This is a genomic window from Gordonia sp. (in: high G+C Gram-positive bacteria) (genome assembly GCF_047606305.1).
Taxonomy (GTDB): Bacteria; Actinomycetota; Actinomycetes; order Mycobacteriales; family Mycobacteriaceae; genus Gordonia.
The window spans coordinates 1-15,693 of record NZ_JASGER010000118.1 but is presented as its reverse complement, the minus strand read 5'-3'; the positions used below and the strand labels follow the sequence as shown (position 1 = coordinate 15,693).

Here is a 15,693-nt window from a genome sequence, read left to right as displayed (position 1 = left end):
GCGGCGAACCCGACGGGTAGCCGCCGGCCGACGGGGTGCCCGGGCCGGGGACCGGGGGCTGTGAACCGGTGGGCCATCCGCCGCGCGGGTAGGCGGGCGGGGGAGTGGTGCCGGCCGGGCCCGGACCGGGGACCGGGGGCTGCGAGCCCGTCGGGTAGCCACCGGCGGGACGGATCGCCGGGGCCGCGGGCGGCGGCGGGATGTCGCCGGCGCGCGGCCGGTAGTCGACCGGCTCGGGCTCCTTCTCGGCCTCCGGGTCGAGGAGGTTGCGGATCTGGGTCAGCAGCGAGACCTCGGTGTCCTCGTCCTTGTCGCCGCTGCTCATCATCGCCGACAGCTTGTTGTACGGCAGGACGATGATGAAGTAGACGACCGCGGCAACGATCAGGAAGTTGATCGCGGCGGTGATGACGGCGGTGAGGTCGACGTAGTTGAGCGCCTCGGTGGTGTTCTTGCTGCCCTCGGGGAGTCGGCAGTCGCCGACGCAGAAGCCGAGGCCCTTGACGGCGTTGGGATCGTTTCCGCCGATCGAATTGATCAGCGGCTGGATGACCTTGTCGGTGAAGGCGGTGACGATCGCGGTGAAAGCGGCGCCGATGATGACCGCGGTGGCCAATTCGACGACGTTTCCGCGAAGGATGAATTCCTTGAAGCCTTTGAGCACTGCGGGCCCCTCTCTCGGTTCGGCACAGCTGGTGTTCGCGCAGGGCAATCGACGGAATCGTAAACCGGCATCCCCCTCATATATGTCGTACGAATCGGAATGGTTGTTTCATCGTGTGCAATTCGAGACGTTGCGCAGTCAACGGTCAATGGATGACGACGGTCAGCGCGGTGGTCAGTCCGGCGGCGGCGACGCGGTTGGCGGCCGCTGAATTCATCGCCAGCAGCACCGGGGATCCACCGTCGGCGGTGCCGCGGCGCCCGGGACGCGCGGTGCGCCCGAGGGCCACCACGGCACCGGCGGCGATGACGACGGGCGGCTCGCTCGAGGCGGTCTTGGTCAACACGTCGACGACGTCGCCGGACTCGAGCAGGTCGGCGATCCCGTTGTCGGCGAGGTGGACCGGCACCAGGCGGGCGCTGGGGTCGCCGGTGAGCCGGCGGGGCAGCCGCGGGCTCAGCAGCCGGGTGTCGGTGAGGATCTCGCCGCGGCGGATGGCCGAGGTGGCGGTGCGACCGGCGACGTCGGCGGACAGGCGCAGGGCGCCGTCGGGAACGGCCTCCACCGGCACCCGGGCGACCGTGACGTCCCCGGTGACCAGTGCGGCCCCCGGGCGCAGGTCGTGGGCCGCTGCCACGACCGCCGCACCGGGAGCCTCCCGGCGGTCGGCGAGGAAGGCCCCGACCGCCGCGAGGACGAGCAGCAGGGCGGCGCTGCGGCGCACCAGCACCGATCGCGCCCACCCCGGGTTCAGGGCGCGCCGTGCCCGATCCCGCCAGCGCGGCGCCAACGGGTGGCCGCGCAGGGCGGTCGTGAACCGGAATCGCATGGGGCAACGCTAGATCCGACCGTTCCCCGTCCGGCCCTCCGAAAGCGCCCGAATCGGACCCGGCTGTGGACGTCGGCGGGCTGTGGACAGCCGCCGCGTTGGCACTCGGAATGAATGAGTGCCAACGTCGGTTAGAATTGGCGGGATTCGAGACAAGATTCCGTGTGGAGGTTCATCGTGCCCACTTACTCCTATGCCTGCACGGAGTGTGACAACAAGTTCGACGTCGTGCAGTCCTTCTCCGACGATGCGCTGACCGAGTGCCCGGAGTGCAAGGGCAAGCTGCGCAAGCTGTTCAACAGCGTCGGCATCGTCTTCAAGGGGAGCGGCTTCTACCGCACCGATTCGCGATCGGGTTCGGTGCCCGCCTCCGATTCGAGTTCGAGCGACTCGTCGAGCAGCAGCTCCGATTCCTCGAGCAGTTCGACGAAGTCTGAGTCGAAGTCCGAGAAGTCGTCGACCGCGTCGAAGTCGACCTCCTCCTAATCGCCGAGCGTGCCCAGAATCTCGCCGAGCGTGCCCAGTTTTCCGCCGAGCGTGCCCAGAATTTCGCCGAGCGTGCCCGGCTGATCAGGCGTCGACGAGGGTGAACCCGGCCGCGGGCGTCAACACCCATTCCATCGGAATGTCGGTCGCCTCGGCGGGCAGGTCGTCGACGACCTCCTCGTCGTAGACGATCGCGATCCGCACCGCGCGCGTCCCCGTCAGGCTGCGGTCGTAGTAGCCGGCCCCGCGCCCCAGGCGCGTCCCGTCGCGGGCCACCGCCAGTGCCGGGATGAAGAGCACGGCCGCTTCGGCGACGGCCTCCGGGCCCAGCGGCTCGGCGGCGGGTTCGGACAGGCCCCAGCGGCGCGTCGCCAACGGCGCCCCCGGCTGGTAGGCCGCCCACCCCAGTGGTTGCGGCTCGCCGTCGGGCACCACCGGCACGATGACGCGAAAGCCCTGGTCGACCAGGGCGTCGAGCATGGCATCCGAGCCGGGTTCGCTCCCGACGGGCAGGTAGCAGCCGATCGTCGCACCCTCGTCGACCGGGACCGGGAGGCGGTACATCCACTCGGCGAGGTCGACCGCGGCGTTCTCGACCTCGAAAACGGACATCGACTCGCGCTGGGCGCGCAATCGCGCGCGGACCTCGTTCTTCGTCATCGACACTCCCGCGATTGTCCTGCGCGGCGTCGCGCCGAATACAGTGTAGAGCCATGAGCGCCCCCCATTCGGAGTCCGCGTCGGCGTCGACGGCACCGCCCATCCCGCGCACGGCCGTGGTGCCCGCCGCCGGCCTGGGCACGCGTTTTTTGCCCGCGACGAAGACCGTCCCCAAGGAACTGCTGCCGGTCGTGGACACCCCCGGCATCGAGCTCGTCGCCGAGGAGGCCAAGTCGGCCGGCGCCCAGCGCCTGCTGATCATCACCTCGCCGGGCAAGGACGGCGTCGTCGCCCACTTCGTCGAGGACCTGGTCCTGGAGAACACCCTCGCCTCGCGCGGCAAGGCGGCGATGCTCGCCAAGGTCCGCAAGGCCCCCAACCTGCTCGAGGTCGCCTCGGTCGTGCAGGAGGAGCCCCTCGGCCTCGGACACGCGGTCGGCTGCGTCGAGCAGTACCTCGCCGACGACGAGGACGCCATCGCGGTGCTCCTCCCCGACGACCTCGTGCTGCCCGGCGGTGTACTCGAGACGATGGCCCGCGTCCGGCAGCGGCGGGGCGGGTCGGTGCTGTGCGCGATCGAGGTCCCCGACGACCAGCTGTCGGCCTACGGCATCTTCGACGTCGAGACGGTCCCCGACACCGACAACCCGGACATCCTGCGCGTGCGCGGCATGGTCGAGAAGCCGCAGCCGACCAAGGCGCCGTCGCACTACGCGGCCGCCGGGCGCTACATCCTCGACCGCAAGATCTTCGACGCACTGCGCGGCATCGAGCCGGGCGCCGGGGGAGAGCTGCAGCTCACCGACGCGATCGCGAAGTTGATCGCCGACGGCGAGCCCGTCCACGTCGTCGTCCACCGGGGCACCCGGCACGACCTCGGCAACCCCGGCGGCTACCTCAAGGCCGCGGTCGACTTCGCCCTCGACCGCGACGACTACGGGCCCGAATTGCGCGCCTGGCTCGTCGAGCGCCTCGGCCAGGGGTGAGCACTGCCTCACCGGTCGTCGGCGTGGCACCCCGGGCGCCGCGACGTGCGGCGTTAGAGTCGCACTGTTGTCCAAGACGTTTGACCTGTTACCCGGGGAGTGAAGATGCGGTCGGTCGATGAGCAGTTGACGCGGATCACCGCTTCCGCTGTCGTTCCGCGGCCGGTCAAGATCGCCATTTCCGAGGCGCAGGGCCTCATGTGCGCCGAGGAAGTCCTCACCGAGCGCCCGCTGCCCGGCTTCGACCAGGCCGCGGTCGACGGCTACGCGGTCCGCGCGGTCGACGTCGCGCTGGCGGGCGTCGTGGCCCCCGGCGCCGACGAGGCCTTCGACGCGGGCGAGGCCGAGCTGGACACGATGGTCCCCGGCGAGCCGATCGCCGTCTTCCTGCCCGTCGTCGGCGAGGTCGAGCCGGGCTCGCGCACCCCCATCCGGCTGCAGCCCCGCCAGGCGGTGCGCGTGGAGACCGGCGCCCCCATGCCCACGCTCGCCGACTCGGTCGTCCCGCTGCGCTGGACCGACGGCGCGACGCAGAAGGTCCGCGTGGCCCACGGCGTCGACAGCGGCTCCTATGTGCGGCGCGTCGGCGACGACGTGCAGCCCGGCGACGTCGCGGTCCGGGCCGGCGAGATCATCGGGCCGGCGCAGGTCGGCCTGCTCGCCGCCGTCGGCCGTTCCCGCGTCGAGGTGCACCCGCGCCCCCGCCTGTCGGTGATCTCGGTCGGCTCCGAACTCGTCGACGTCGACCGCATCCCCGGCCAGGGCCAGGTCTACGACGTCAACAGCTATGCGTTGGCCGCCGCCGCCCGCGACGCCGGCGCCGACGTGAACCGCGTGGGCATCGCCGAGCGCGACCCGGCCCGGCTGCGCGAGATCGTCGAGGCCCAACTCATCCGTTCCGAGATCGTCGTCATCTGCGGCGCGGTCGGCGGCTCGTCGTCGAAGGCGATCGCCGACGCGCTGGGCGAGCTCGGCGACCTCGACATCGCGCGCATCGCCATGCACCCCGGTTCGGTGCAGGGCTTCGGGCGCCTCGGCCGCGACGAGGTGCCGACCTTCCTGCTCCCGGCCAACCCCGTCTCGGCGCTGGTGGCCTTCGAGGTCATGGTCCGGCCGTTGATCCGCATCGCACTGGGCAAGCGCGAACCGTGGCGCCGTCGCATCCGCGCGCGCACCGTCGGCCCCATCGCCTCGGTGGAGGGCCGCACCGGCTACCTGCGCGGGCAGCTCATGCGCGAGGAGGGAACCGGTGCGTTCATGGTCCAGGTGATCGGCGGCTCGACCACCGGCACCTCGCACCTGCTCGCCGAATTGGCCGAGGCGAACTGCCTCGTCGTCGTGCCGTCGGCCGCCGCCAAGCTCGACCCCGGTGACGAGGTCGACGTCATGTTCCTCGCCCAGCGCGGTTAACCGTCGCGGACCGGGCCCGGGGACTAGAGTTCGAACCGTGTTCAGCTGGGGGTCGGGTTCGCGATCGCACCCGGGCTGGCCGGCGCGGGTGGGCCCGCTCCACGTGGCCGCCGGGGACGTCGCACTGCGGCCGGTCAAGATGCGCGACGGCGCCGACTGGAGCGACCTGCGCATCCGCAACCAGGATTTCCTCGTCCCGTGGGAGCCGACCTCCGACGGCAACTGGGCGGCCCGGCACCATCGCAGCAGTTGGCCGGCGCTGTACTCGGTGCTCAAGGCCGAGGCCAAGCGCGGGGCGGTGCTGCCGTTCGTCATCGAGGTCGACGGCCGGTACGTCGGCCAGCTGACCATCGGGAACGTGCAGCGCGGCGCGGTCCGCAACGCCTGGATCGGCTACTGGGTCGACCGCGCGCAGACCGGTCGCGGGATCGCGACCGCGGCCGTGGCGCTCGGCGTGGACCATGCGTTCGGCCCGGTCGGGCTGCACCGGCTGGAAGCGACCGTGCAACCGGCGAACGGGGCCTCGCGCGCGGTGCTCACCAAGGTCGGCTTCCGGCACGAGGGCATGTTGGAGCGCTACATGGACGTCAACGGCCGGTGGCGCGACCACGACCTGTTCGCCCTCACCACCGAGGAGATCGCGGGCAGCGCCGCCGAGAACCTGGTGCGCTCGGGACGGGCGGGGTTCCGATGAGCGATGTGCAGATCACCGTCCGCGGACGGGCCGAGCGGCGCCACCACCCCGAGCAGGGCACCGTCACGCTGACGGCGGTGTTCACCGAACCGACGAGCGAGGCCGCGCACGCCAAGGCCCTGGAGTTGCAGAGCGAGGTCGTCGCGGAGTTGAGCCGGCTCGAGGAGACCGACGCCCTCAACGCCTGGCACGCCGGCGACATCCACGTCTTCGGGCAGCGCCCGTGGATCGACGGCAAGCAGTCGCCGGACGTCGTCTACACGACGCAGATCGCGATGTCCGCGCAGTTCGCCGACTTCGAGGCGCTCGCCGCCTTCCTGGTCGAGTGGGCCGGGCGCGACGGACTGGAGGTCGGGCATATCGCCTGGGACGTCCGCGAGGACAACCGGCCCCGCTACGAGGCGGCCGTTCGACAGGAGGCCGTGCGGGACGCGGTCGCCAAGGCGCAGGCCTATGCCGACGCGGTCGGTCGGGGACCGGTGACGGCCGTGGCGCTGGCCGACCCGGACATGTTGGACGCGGGTTCACAGGCGCCGATGCCGGCACCGATGATGGCCCGCAGCTTTGCCGACGCGGGCGGCCCGGTGCTCGAGCTGCGCCCCGACGACGTCGTCATCGCCGTCGCCGTCGACGCCCGGTTCACCGCGGGTTGATCAGTCGACGAACTCGGTGAGGCTGAGCAGATTCTCGTCGGGGTCGTGGAACCAGGCGATCTTCGCCCCGCCCGGTGCCGTCCACACCCCGGCCTCGTCCTGGTCGAAGCCGGGATAGCGCACCATTTCGACTCCCTTGGCGATGAGGTCGGCGATCGTCTGCGCGATGTCGTCGACCTTCCAGCCGAGCGCGGTGAACGGGGGTGGCGAGTGGTCCTGCGCCTTCTGGATCCGCAGCATCGTCCCGTGGGCGTCGAAGACCAGGGCGAACTCCTCGTCGGCGACCAGGCGCAGGCCCACGACCGTCCGGTAGAACTCCTTGGACTCCTGTGGCCGGGTCGTCGCCGTGAAGGCGATCAGCTCGTCGTCTCCCAGCATGGGCACCCCAATCGCGTCGGAATGGGGTCAGGCTACAACGAAGTCCGGGTGCGCACGGCGCGTCGGCACGGTATTGCGCTCGCGCGGACCTAGATTTGAATCCGGGTACTTGTGACCGGAGTCGATGACGGGAGAGTCGGATGCCGAACTCAGTGTTGTGGGTGTGCCTGGTGGCCATCTGGCTGTTCGTGCTGGTTCCGATGGTGATCCAGGGTCGACCGGAGCTCCGCAAGTCCACGCCGGTCGCCGCGGCCACGCGCGTCCTCAAGCGCGGGGAAGAGGCCGTCCGACGCCGCCGCATCGGCGCCGGCGCGCACCCGCACGACCCCGACTACAAGCCGAAGAAGCCGATCTCCGTCGCCGGTGGGATCGACGACCTGGACGAGCTGCCCCTCACGACGCCGCTGGGCGAGGAGCCGGTCGCCGAGGAAACGGTTCTCGACGACGTGGAGCCCGTGACCGTCGACCCGTCGCGCGTTCCCGGCAAGGTGCCCGCCCGCAAGCGCCCGTCCGCCCGCACCGTCGCCGCCCGGATGCGCCGCGTCGTCAGCGTGACGATGAGCCGCCCGTTCACCGATGCCGATGACGAGGTCACCGAAGTCATCTCGGTCGTCGACGCCGACGACGAGGTCACCGAGGTGATCTCGAAGGTGCGCGACGACGATGTCATCGACGCCGAGGTCGTGGACGAGGGGCGGGGCGACAAGCTCGCCCGGGCCTTTGCCAAGCGGACCAAGAAGAAGGGGCCGCGCACCCTCAAGGCCGATGTCGTCGAAGTGCAGTCGGTCGAGGTGATCGACGTCGAGATCACCGAGGAGATCACCGACGACAACCCGAAGGCCGACGATTCGCCGACCGAGAAGATCGACAAGGTCGACGTTCCGACGGCCGCCAAGACCGAGGCAAAGGGCGCGAAGGCCGAGGCCGACCAGCCCACGGCCGACGATTCGCCGACCGAGAAGATCGACAAGGTCGACGGGGACGAGAAGCTCGACGAGCCCGCGACGGTGACGGCGGACAAGGTCGACGAGGAGAAGGCGGGCAAGGTCGAGGACAAGGCCGACGTCGACGAAGCCGAGAAGACCGACGAGAAGGTCGGCGCGAAGGCGGAGGCCGAGAAGGACGAGTCCGAGGACGACGCCGCCACGCTGTTCGACCTCGACGCCGACGAGAAGGCTGTCGACGAGAAGACCGCTGACGACGAGGTCGCCGAGGTGACGACTGAGTCCGACGACAAGGCCGAGGGCAAGGTCGAGGACGACAAGGCCGGGCCCGAGCCGGCAGCGGTGCCGGGCAAGCCCCTCGCCGGTGGTCTCGACCTGGACGCCTCCCTCGATGAGGCCGATGCCGCGCTCGCCGCCGACGACACCGAGGTGATCGAGCCGATCGCCGAGAAGAAGGCGCCGTGGGACGACGAGGTCGACCCCAACGAGATGACCCAGGTGCTGATGACCCGACCGGGTCGCGGTGGCTACGACCCCGAGGTCGACAAAGAGCGGTTGGACCTCAAGTACAAGGAGCGCCAGCGCGTCCTGCTGACGCTGGTCGGCCTGACCCTGCTGGCGGTCGTCGCCGGTGCCGTGTTCGGCATGCCGGGCTGGATCGCCACCGGGATCGTGGCCTTCGGTCTGGTCGCCTACCTGTTCTTCCTGCGCCGTGCGGTGAAGAACGAGACGCAGATCCGGCAGCGCCGCCTCGCGCGGCTGGAGCGCTCCCGTCGCGAGCAGGTCGCCCGACGACGCCGGGAGTTCGACGAGGCGCCGATGCGCGCCGCGGCCCCCGTGCCCGCCCCGCGCCCTCGACTGCGCCGCCCCTCGGGCATGGCCGTCCTCGAGATCGACGACGAGGATCCCGCCTTCGACCACCTGCCGCTGTATCGCGAGCCCCGCATGATGGACTCCGGCGACGACTACCGCACCGCGGCGGTCGGCTGATCCGAGCGGCTACTCGGCCGGATCTGCGGGCGGAGCCGGAGCGGCTTTGCGCGCGACCTTCTTCGCCGGTTTCTTGACCGGTGCCTTGGTGGCCGGCGCCGGCTTCTCGGCGGGCGCATCGGCGGCCAGTCGAGCAGCAGGGGCCGCGGTTTCGGCGGGCTTGGCCGGGGCGTGACTGATCGAGTCCGGGTGGGCCACGATCCACTTGCGGCCCATGTTCACCGCGCGGCGCAGCGCGAACCGCTCGCCGACGTAGTTGATCGGTGCACCGATGAGCGGGATGTTGGACAGCCAGCGCAGCGGTCGCGCCGGCTGCGGACGCTTGTCCATCTCCCCGACGCCCTCCTGCAGCGTGCGCGCGATGTCCCAGGTGGCCCGCACGATGGACTTGCGCTTGGCCTCCACCGGCGCGGCGTCGGGGACGGCGTCCACATCGGTCAGGTGCAAGTCGCGGCCGCCGAGCACGCTGGCGAGAAGTTCGATCTGGTGTCCGCGGTCGGTGACCCGGTACTCGCGGGCGACGGCGACCAGCACCATCGCCTGGTTGACGAAGCCGAGGACCGTCGAGAGCGGGAGCCGTCGAGCCCACAGGCCGAAGATGTTGGGGAAGGCGACGCCGACCGTGTTGAGTCCTCCGATCCGGTTGACCCACCACTGGGCGCGCTGCCCCATCGACAGCTCGCTCCACCGCTTGGTGCCCGGCAGGGCCGTCAGGTCGACGGCCTTGGCGGCCACGTGCTCGGCCTTGCGCAGCAGGCTCCCGTCCTTCGGCGCCGCCTGGAAGGACTTGCCGCGCAAGCCGGTGATGTCGCGCTGGGAGAGGACGTCGATGATCGGGTTGATCGCCGCGATCAACCTGTTCAACGCGCTGGTGATCTGGTCATCGGTGAGGTCGGCCACGGGTCAAAGACTAGTGCTCAGGCGTTTGGCGGCGCATCCGTCCGGGGTGATAAAGTTGCGGGCGGTCGATCGGCGACGATCACCCGGGGCTATGGCGCAGTTGGTAGCGCGACTCGTTCGCATCGAGTAGGTCGGGAGTTCGATTCTCCCTAGCTCCACACGACAGAACGGCCCCTCACCGGCTTCGGCGGTGAGGGGCCGTCGTCGTTTCAATGGTATCCGCGCATTCGGGGCGGCGGTGGCCCACAATCGGGTTCATGGTCCACCAGAAACGCATCAACCACAGCGATCGCATGTACCTGAGCCCGGTCTTCCAGCGGGAGGGCGAGGCGACGTCGCTGCCGCGCTACGAGATCGCCGACGACATGTTGATGGCCGACACCGCCTATCAGATCGTCCACGACGAGGCGATGCTCGACGGGAACGCGCGGCTGAACCTGGCGACCTTCGTGTCCACCTACATGGACCGTGAGGCGCAGCAGCTCTACGCCGAGACCGTCGACAAGAACATGATCGACAAGGACGAGTACCCGGCGACCGCGGCCATCGAGGAGCGGTGCTGGAAGATCATCGGCAACCTCTGGCACAACCCGGACATCGGCAAGGCGATCGGGACGTCGACGATCGGTTCGTCGGAGGCCTGCATGCTGGGCGGTCTGGCGCTCAAGCGCCACTGGCAGGAGCGCCGGCGCGGCGCCGGTCAGTCGACCGAGAAGCCGAACATCGTGCTGTCGACGGCCGTGCAGGTGTGCTGGGAGAAATTCTGCAACTACTTCGAGGTCGAGCCGCGGTGGGTGCCGGTCAGCAAGAAGCACCTCGTCCTGGACGGCCACGAGCTGGAGAAGTACGTCGACGAGAACACGATCGGCGTCGTGGCGATCATGGGGCAGACCTACACCGGGTTGTTCGAACCGGTGAAGAAGATCGCCGAGAAGCTCGACCAGATCCAGGCGGACACCGGGTTGGACGTGAAGATCCACGTCGACGGCGCGTCGGGCGCGATGGTCGCCCCGTTCACCCACCCCGACCTGGAGTGGGACTTCCGCGTCGACCGGGTCGTGTCCATCAACACCTCCGGGCACAAGTACGGCCTGGTCTACCCGGGCGTCGGGTGGGTGGTGTGGCGCAGTGCGGCCGACCTGCCCGAGTCGATGGTCTTCCACTGCTCCTACCTGGGCGGCGACATGCCGACGCTCGCGCTGAACTTCTCGCGCCCCGGCGCCCAGGTGCTGCTGCAGTACTACCAGTTGCTGCGACTCGGCCGCACCGGCTACCAGGCCGTGCAGCAGGGCTCGCTCAACGTCGCGAAGTTCCTCTCGTCGGCGATCGGCGAGATGGGCCCGTTCGAGCTGATCAGCAAGGGCGACACCATCCCGGTCTTCGCGTGGGTCCTCAAGGACGGGTACACCAAGAACTGGACGCTGTACGACCTGCAGGATCGGCTGCGGTTGCGCGGGTGGCTGGTGCCGGCGTACCCGATGGCCGACGATCTCGCGGACATGACGCTGCAGCGGATCGTCGTGCGCGCCGGGCTCAGCCACGACCTGGCCGAGGCACTGCTCGCCGACATCCAGACCGAGGTCGACTACCTCGACCGGCTGGAGGGGCCGATCCCGACGGAAGAGCCGGCCGAGCACTTCCACCACTGATCCGCCCGATTTGCCGATCGGTTGCACTAGTGCAATAATGCACTAGTGCAACCAGATGGCAGTGTGCGGGACCGCAAGCGAGCGGAGACGTTGAGCCGCATCCACGACGCCGCCGTCGAATTGACCCGCCGCGACGGCCTCGCCGACGCGACCGTCAGCGCCATCGCCGAACGCGCCGGCGTCTCGCGGCGCACCTTCTTCAACTACTTCGACTCCAAAGAGGACGCGGTGCTCGGCATCCGCCCGCCGGAGATCCCGGGGGAGGCCCTGGACGCCTTCTTCGACGTCGCCGCCGATCTCCCGACGCAGGCGGGCAACCAGCGCCTCCGCCGCGCGCTGCGCCTGACCATCTCGACCCTGGCCAGCCTGGGTGTCCCGATGGACAAGGACCGCGCCCTGCTGGAGGTCGTCGCCGCCCAACCCGAACTGCTCGACCGGCTGCGCGCCCACCGCGACGCCGTCCAGCACGAGCTGGTGACCGTGCTGCAGCAGCGGATCGCACAGGAGGCGCCCAGCGAAAGCGCCGCCGACAGCGCGCGGGCGATGGTGCTCCTCGCCGGCGCCGTCCTGCGGTTCGCCCGCGACAGCGAGTACGACCTGCTCGACAACCCCGACAACGCGGCGATCGACGCCGCGATGACCGCATTCCGCGAAGCCCTGGAAGGGATCTGATGTCCATCGACAACCAGGCGGCGCCACCCGTGCCCGCCACCCCTGCCGACGGGGAGAAGGCCGACCGCACGGTCCTGTTCCTCTTCATCGGCCTGATGATCACGATGCTCCTCGCATCGTTGAACCAGACGGTGCTCTCCACCGCCCTGCCGACGATCGTCGGGGAGCTCAAGGGCGTCGACCAGATGACATGGGTGATCACCGGCTACATCCTCGCCAGCACGATCGTCATGCCGGTCTACGGCCGGATCAGCGACCAGCTCGGCCGCAAACCGGTGCTCATCGTCGCCATCCTGCTGTTCATCGCCGGCTCCATCGTCGGTGGTCTGGCCGGCAACATCGGCATCCTCATCGTCGGCCGTATCCTGCAGGGCCTGGGCGGCGGCGGGCTGATGATCCTGTCGCAGGCCGCCATCGCCGACGTCGTGCCCGCCCGTGAACGCGGCAAGTACATGGGCGTGATGGGTGCGGTGTTCGCCGTCGCCTCCGTCGCCGGCCCGTTGCTCGGCGGCTGGCTCACCGAGGGGCCGGGCTGGCGCTGGGCGTTCTGGATGAACATCCCGCTCGGCCTGCTGGCGATCGGCGCGACCATCGTCTTCCTTCCGACGCGCGTCAAGAACGAGAACCGGCCGCGGCTGGACTACTTGGGCATGACGCTGATCGCGGGGGCGACGACGACCCTGGTCCTGATCTCGGTGTGGGGCGGCGGGACGTACCCGTGGGTCTCGCCGCAGATCCTCGCGCTCGCCGTGGCGACCGTCGCGTTGGCCGTGGCCTTCGTGTTCGCCGAACGGCGGGCCGCGCACCCGGTGATTCCGCTGTCGCTGTTCGCCGACCGCAACTTCGTGCTGACCACGATCGCCGCGCTGGCCATCGGCGTCGCGATGTTCGGCGCCATCGGCTACATGCCGACCTATATCCAGATGGTCACCGGCGTCGACGCGACGCACTCGGGCCTGCTGATGATCCCCATGATGGGTGGTCTGCTCGTCGCGTCGATCATCTCCGGCCAGATCGTCACCCGCACCGGGCGGTACAAGCCCTTCCCCATCGCGGGCGCCGCGATCATCGGCGTCGGGTTGGCGCTGCTGTCGACCATGCACATCACCACGCCCAAATGGGTGATGTGCACCTTCCTGGCAGTCCTGGGCATCGGTATCGGCCTCTGCCTGCAGATCCTGACGCTGATCGTGCAGAACTCCTTCCCCGGCGCGATCGTCGGCACGGCGACGGCGGCGAGCAACTACTTCCGCCAGGTCGGTGCGACGCTGGGCTCGGCGGTGGTCGGCTCGATCTTCGCGACGCGACTGATCTCGCTGCTGCACGAGCGACTGGCGGGCAGTCACGCCGCGGCCGCCGGCGACGAGGGGCGCAACCACCTCACCCCGGCGGCGGTCGCCAAGCTGCCCCAGGCCATGCGCCTGCCGATCATCGAGGCCTACAACGAGGCGCTGCTGCCGATCTTCCTGTACCTGGTGCCGTTGGCGATCATCGCGCTGGCCGTGCTGTGCTTCGTCGAGCCGAAGGACCTGTCGACCACGGTCGAGGACGAGCCGGTGGAGGTCGAGGCGGCCCGATAGGCTTGGCGCCCATGGCCTCCCGTGAATTGACCTCCGCCTACGTGCTCGGCGGCAACCGCATCCCCTTCGCCCGCTCGAACGGTGCCTACCTGTCGCAGACCAACCAGTCGATGCTGACCGCCGCCCTCGACGGGCTCGTCGACCGGTACGACCTGGCCGGGGTGCACCTCGGCGAAGTGGCCGGCGGTGCCGTGGTGAAGCTGGCGCGCGACCACAGCCTGACCCGCGAGGCGCTGATCGACACGAAGCTGTCCCGCTCGACGCCGACGGTCGACATGCAGCAGCAGTGCGCCACCGGCGGTCAGACGGTCGTGCACATCGCCAACAAGATCGCCTGCGGGCAGATCGAATCGGGCGTCGCCTGCGGCGCGGACACGACCTCGGACCCGCCGATCGGATTCGGTCCGCGGCTGCGCGACCGCCTCGTGCGGATCAACGCGGCGCGGTCCGTCGTCGACCGCGCCAAGCTCGCCGCCGCGCTGCCGCTCTCGCTCGATCTCGACATCCCCAGCCCGGCCGAGCGGCGCACCAAGCTGACGCCGGGTGCGGCGCAGGCGATCACCGGCAAGGCGTGGGGCATCGGCCGCGCCGAGCAGGACGAGATCGCCCTCGCCTCGCACCGCAACCTCGCCGCCGCCTATGACAGCGGCTTCCTCGACGACCTGGTGACCCCGTTCGCCGGGCTGAACGAGGACGACAACATGCGGCGCGACATCTCGCCGGAGCGGCTGGCGCGGCTCAAGCCCTGCTTCGGCGGCCCGCAGGGCACGATGACCGCCGCCAACTCGACGACCCTCACCGACGGTGCATCGACCGTCCTGATGGGCACCGCGGCCTGGGCGAGGAGTCGTGGACTCACGCCACTGGCCCGCGTCGTCGACGCGCAGAGCTGGGGTGTGGACTACGTCGACGGCGACCCGAAGACCCAGGGTGTTCTGATGGCGCCGGTCTACGCGGTGAGCGAGCTGCTGCGCCGCAACGGCCTGGCACTGGCGGATTTCGACTTCTACGAGATCCACGAGGCCTTCGCCTCGCAGGTCCTCTCGACACTGGCCGCCTGGGAGGATGCCGGGTTCTGCCGCGACCTGCTGAACCGACCCGAGCCGCTCGGCCCGATCGACCGGACGAAACTGAATGTGACCGGTGGATCGCTGGCCACCGGCCACCCCTTCGGCGCCACCGGCGGGCGCATCGTCGCGACGCTGGCCAAGCTGCTGGCGGACAACGGCGGCGGGCGCGGCCTGGTCTCCATCTGCGCCGGCAGCGGCATGTCGGTGGCAATGATCCTGGAAGCCGCCTAGCGCCGAGGATGTCGGACTCGTCCGATTCGGGACATCAGTGGCCGATCCGGGCGTAGCGTTGGTACACCGGGCCAACCGGTTCGGTGCATCCCCGACAGAGGACTGGAGTGATCCCGATGCCACATCCCGCCCGTCCGCCCTACCGCCCGTACGGCCCGCCGCCGCGCGGCCCCTACCGTGGGCCGTACCGGGGTCCTTATCGCGGCCCGTACCGTGGCCCGTACCGCGGACCCTATGGCCGCCCGCGCCCGTATCCGTACTACGCCCGCCCCTGGTGGAGCTCCTAGACACCACCGGCGGTCACCGGATCGGATGCATAGGAAACACATAGCTTCAAAGGCTGGTGTCGTCGGCTCCGACCCGTAATGTCGGGTTCAGTCGCACCGTTCGGCGCGATCACCCGATTGAAGGAGGCAGACATGCCCGGTCCTTACGGTCCCGGCCCCGGCCCTCGTGGCCCGCACGGCCCCGGCCCCGGCCCGCGCGGCCCTTACGGCCCCGGCCCCGGTCCCCGTGGTCCTTACGGTCCCCGTCCCGGCCCGCGCGGTCCTTACGGCCGCCCGCCTTACGGCCGGCCTCGCCCGCCGTACCGCCCGTACCCCTACTGGTGGTCCTGAGCCGGTAACGGCCCTGTTGGTTCGAATCGCCCCCGCGGATTCCGCGGGGGCGATTCGCTTTTCCCGGTACGGGCAATCCGGACATAGGAATCACATAGCCGGGACAAATGGTGCGCAAAGACCCGCTTCCTACAGTCGGTGTTATCAGGCAACCGCCTGAGACCACATCGATCACAGGAGTTCGAATGCCTCCGCGCAATCACAACCCGTACCCCCGCCGTCCGCAGCCGCGCCGCTTCCCGCAGCCGCAGCCGCAGCGTCGCGGCCCCCAGCGCCCCGG

General features: G+C 70.0%; 15 protein-coding genes and 1 tRNA gene. 11 read left to right on the top strand and 5 right to left on the bottom strand.

The window, feature by feature from the left end; all coding sequences use genetic code 11:
* Positions 1-664: large conductance mechanosensitive channel protein MscL (mscL, locus tag QM634_RS15430; RefSeq protein ID WP_415043658.1), on the bottom strand; the 664-nt coding region annotated here is incomplete at its 3' end.
* A gap of 145 nt (positions 665-809) precedes the next feature.
* Positions 810-1,493 (bottom strand): SAF domain-containing protein, encoded by a 684-nt coding sequence (locus QM634_RS15425; RefSeq protein ID WP_415043657.1) that lies wholly within the window; start codon positions 1,491-1,493, stop codon positions 810-812.
* Positions 1,494-1,670: 177 nt separating this feature from the next.
* Here QM634_RS15425 and QM634_RS15420 point away from each other — a divergent pair, with 177 nt between their 5' ends.
* Positions 1,671-1,979 (top strand): FmdB family zinc ribbon protein, encoded by a 309-nt coding sequence (locus tag QM634_RS15420; RefSeq protein ID WP_415043656.1) that lies wholly within the window; start codon positions 1,671-1,673, stop codon positions 1,977-1,979.
* Between the two features lie 84 nt (positions 1,980-2,063).
* Here the strand turns inward: QM634_RS15420 and QM634_RS15415 are convergent, their stop codons facing one another.
* Positions 2,064-2,639 carry a 5-formyltetrahydrofolate cyclo-ligase gene (locus tag QM634_RS15415; protein WP_415043660.1) on the bottom strand — a complete coding sequence of 192 codons (576 nt, stop codon included), beginning with the start codon at positions 2,637-2,639 and terminating at the stop codon, positions 2,064-2,066.
* Between the two features lie 53 nt (positions 2,640-2,692).
* Between QM634_RS15415 and QM634_RS15410 the strand changes: the two genes are divergently transcribed.
* The 4 genes from QM634_RS15410 (at position 2,693) to QM634_RS15395 (ending at position 6,382) form a co-directional block, all read left to right on the top strand.
* Positions 2,693-3,625 (top strand): UTP--glucose-1-phosphate uridylyltransferase, encoded by a 933-nt coding sequence (locus QM634_RS15410; protein WP_415043655.1) that lies wholly within the window; start codon positions 2,693-2,695, stop codon positions 3,623-3,625.
* 105 nt (positions 3,626-3,730) lie between these two features.
* The gene (gene glp / locus QM634_RS15405) at positions 3,731-5,035 is read left to right on the top strand and encodes a gephyrin-like molybdotransferase Glp (RefSeq protein ID WP_415043654.1); all 1,305 of its coding nucleotides are present in this window, start codon (positions 3,731-3,733) and stop codon (positions 5,033-5,035) included.
* 37 nt (positions 5,036-5,072) lie between these two features.
* Positions 5,073-5,729 carry a GNAT family N-acetyltransferase gene (locus QM634_RS15400; protein WP_415043653.1) on the top strand — a complete coding sequence of 219 codons (657 nt, stop codon included), beginning with the start codon at positions 5,073-5,075 and terminating at the stop codon, positions 5,727-5,729.
* Positions 5,726-6,382, top strand: coding sequence for an SIMPL domain-containing protein (locus QM634_RS15395; protein WP_415043652.1), 657 nt, complete (start codon positions 5,726-5,728; stop codon positions 6,380-6,382). The genes QM634_RS15400 and QM634_RS15395 overlap by 4 nt, the downstream gene beginning before the upstream one ends.
* Here QM634_RS15395 and QM634_RS15390 read toward each other — a convergent pair whose 3' ends face one another.
* Positions 6,383-6,760 carry a VOC family protein gene (locus tag QM634_RS15390; protein ID WP_415043659.1) on the bottom strand — a complete coding sequence of 126 codons (378 nt, stop codon included), beginning with the start codon at positions 6,758-6,760 and terminating at the stop codon, positions 6,383-6,385.
* A gap of 140 nt (positions 6,761-6,900) precedes the next feature.
* On the opposite strand from QM634_RS15390, the gene glpR reads away from it, so the two are divergent.
* The gene (gene glpR / locus QM634_RS15385) at positions 6,901-8,694 is read left to right on the top strand and encodes a gephyrin-like molybdotransferase receptor GlpR (RefSeq protein WP_415043651.1); all 1,794 of its coding nucleotides are present in this window, start codon (positions 6,901-6,903) and stop codon (positions 8,692-8,694) included.
* A gap of 9 nt (positions 8,695-8,703) precedes the next feature.
* Here the strand turns inward: glpR and QM634_RS15380 are convergent, their stop codons facing one another.
* Positions 8,704-9,594, bottom strand: a complete 891-nt coding sequence (locus QM634_RS15380; RefSeq protein WP_415043650.1) for a hypothetical protein — start codon at positions 9,592-9,594, stop codon at positions 8,704-8,706.
* Positions 9,595-9,679: 85 nt separating this feature from the next.
* On the opposite strand from QM634_RS15380, the gene QM634_RS15375 reads away from it, so the two are divergent.
* The 5 genes from QM634_RS15375 (at position 9,680) to QM634_RS15355 (ending at position 14,796) form a co-directional block, all read left to right on the top strand.
* Positions 9,680-9,752 (top strand) — tRNA-Ala (locus QM634_RS15375).
* Between the two features lie 99 nt (positions 9,753-9,851).
* Entirely contained in the window at positions 9,852-11,243 is a 1,392-nt protein-coding gene (locus tag QM634_RS15370; RefSeq protein WP_415043649.1) for a glutamate decarboxylase, read from the top strand.
* A 63-nt stretch (positions 11,244-11,306) separates the two neighbouring features.
* On the top strand, positions 11,307-11,915 hold the full coding sequence (locus tag QM634_RS15365; RefSeq protein WP_415043648.1) for a TetR/AcrR family transcriptional regulator: 609 nt from the start codon (positions 11,307-11,309) through the stop codon (positions 11,913-11,915).
* Entirely contained in the window at positions 11,915-13,495 is a 1,581-nt protein-coding gene (locus QM634_RS15360) for an MDR family MFS transporter (RefSeq protein ID WP_415043647.1), read from the top strand. The genes QM634_RS15365 and QM634_RS15360 overlap by 1 nt, the downstream gene beginning before the upstream one ends.
* 11 nt (positions 13,496-13,506) lie before the next feature.
* A complete protein-coding gene (locus QM634_RS15355; RefSeq protein ID WP_415043646.1) occupies positions 13,507-14,796 on the top strand; it encodes an acetyl-CoA C-acetyltransferase in 1,290 nt (429 codons plus the stop codon).
* Positions 14,797-15,693: the final 897 nt, after the last annotated feature.

Excerpts from the sequence above, each read along its gene's own strand:
- QM634_RS15425 (WP_415043657.1), bottom strand. The coding sequence starts at position 1,493 with ATGCGATTCCGGTTCACGACCGCCCTGCGCGGCCACCCGTTGGCGCCG.
- QM634_RS15415 (WP_415043660.1), bottom strand. The coding sequence starts at position 2,639 with ATGACGAAGAACGAGGTCCGCGCGCGATTGCGCGCCCAGCGCGAGTCG.
- QM634_RS15410 (WP_415043655.1), top strand. The coding sequence starts at position 2,693 with ATGAGCGCCCCCCATTCGGAGTCCGCGTCGGCGTCGACGGCACCGCCC.
- glp (WP_415043654.1), top strand. The coding sequence starts at position 3,731 with ATGCGGTCGGTCGATGAGCAGTTGACGCGGATCACCGCTTCCGCTGTC.
- QM634_RS15395 (WP_415043652.1), top strand. The coding sequence starts at position 5,726 with ATGAGCGATGTGCAGATCACCGTCCGCGGACGGGCCGAGCGGCGCCAC.
- QM634_RS15390 (WP_415043659.1), bottom strand. The coding sequence starts at position 6,760 with ATGCTGGGAGACGACGAGCTGATCGCCTTCACGGCGACGACCCGGCCA.
- glpR (WP_415043651.1), top strand. The coding sequence starts at position 6,901 with ATGCCGAACTCAGTGTTGTGGGTGTGCCTGGTGGCCATCTGGCTGTTC.
- QM634_RS15370 (WP_415043649.1), top strand. The coding sequence starts at position 9,852 with ATGGTCCACCAGAAACGCATCAACCACAGCGATCGCATGTACCTGAGC.
- QM634_RS15360 (WP_415043647.1), top strand. The coding sequence starts at position 11,915 with ATGTCCATCGACAACCAGGCGGCGCCACCCGTGCCCGCCACCCCTGCC.
- QM634_RS15355 (WP_415043646.1), top strand. The coding sequence starts at position 13,507 with ATGGCCTCCCGTGAATTGACCTCCGCCTACGTGCTCGGCGGCAACCGC.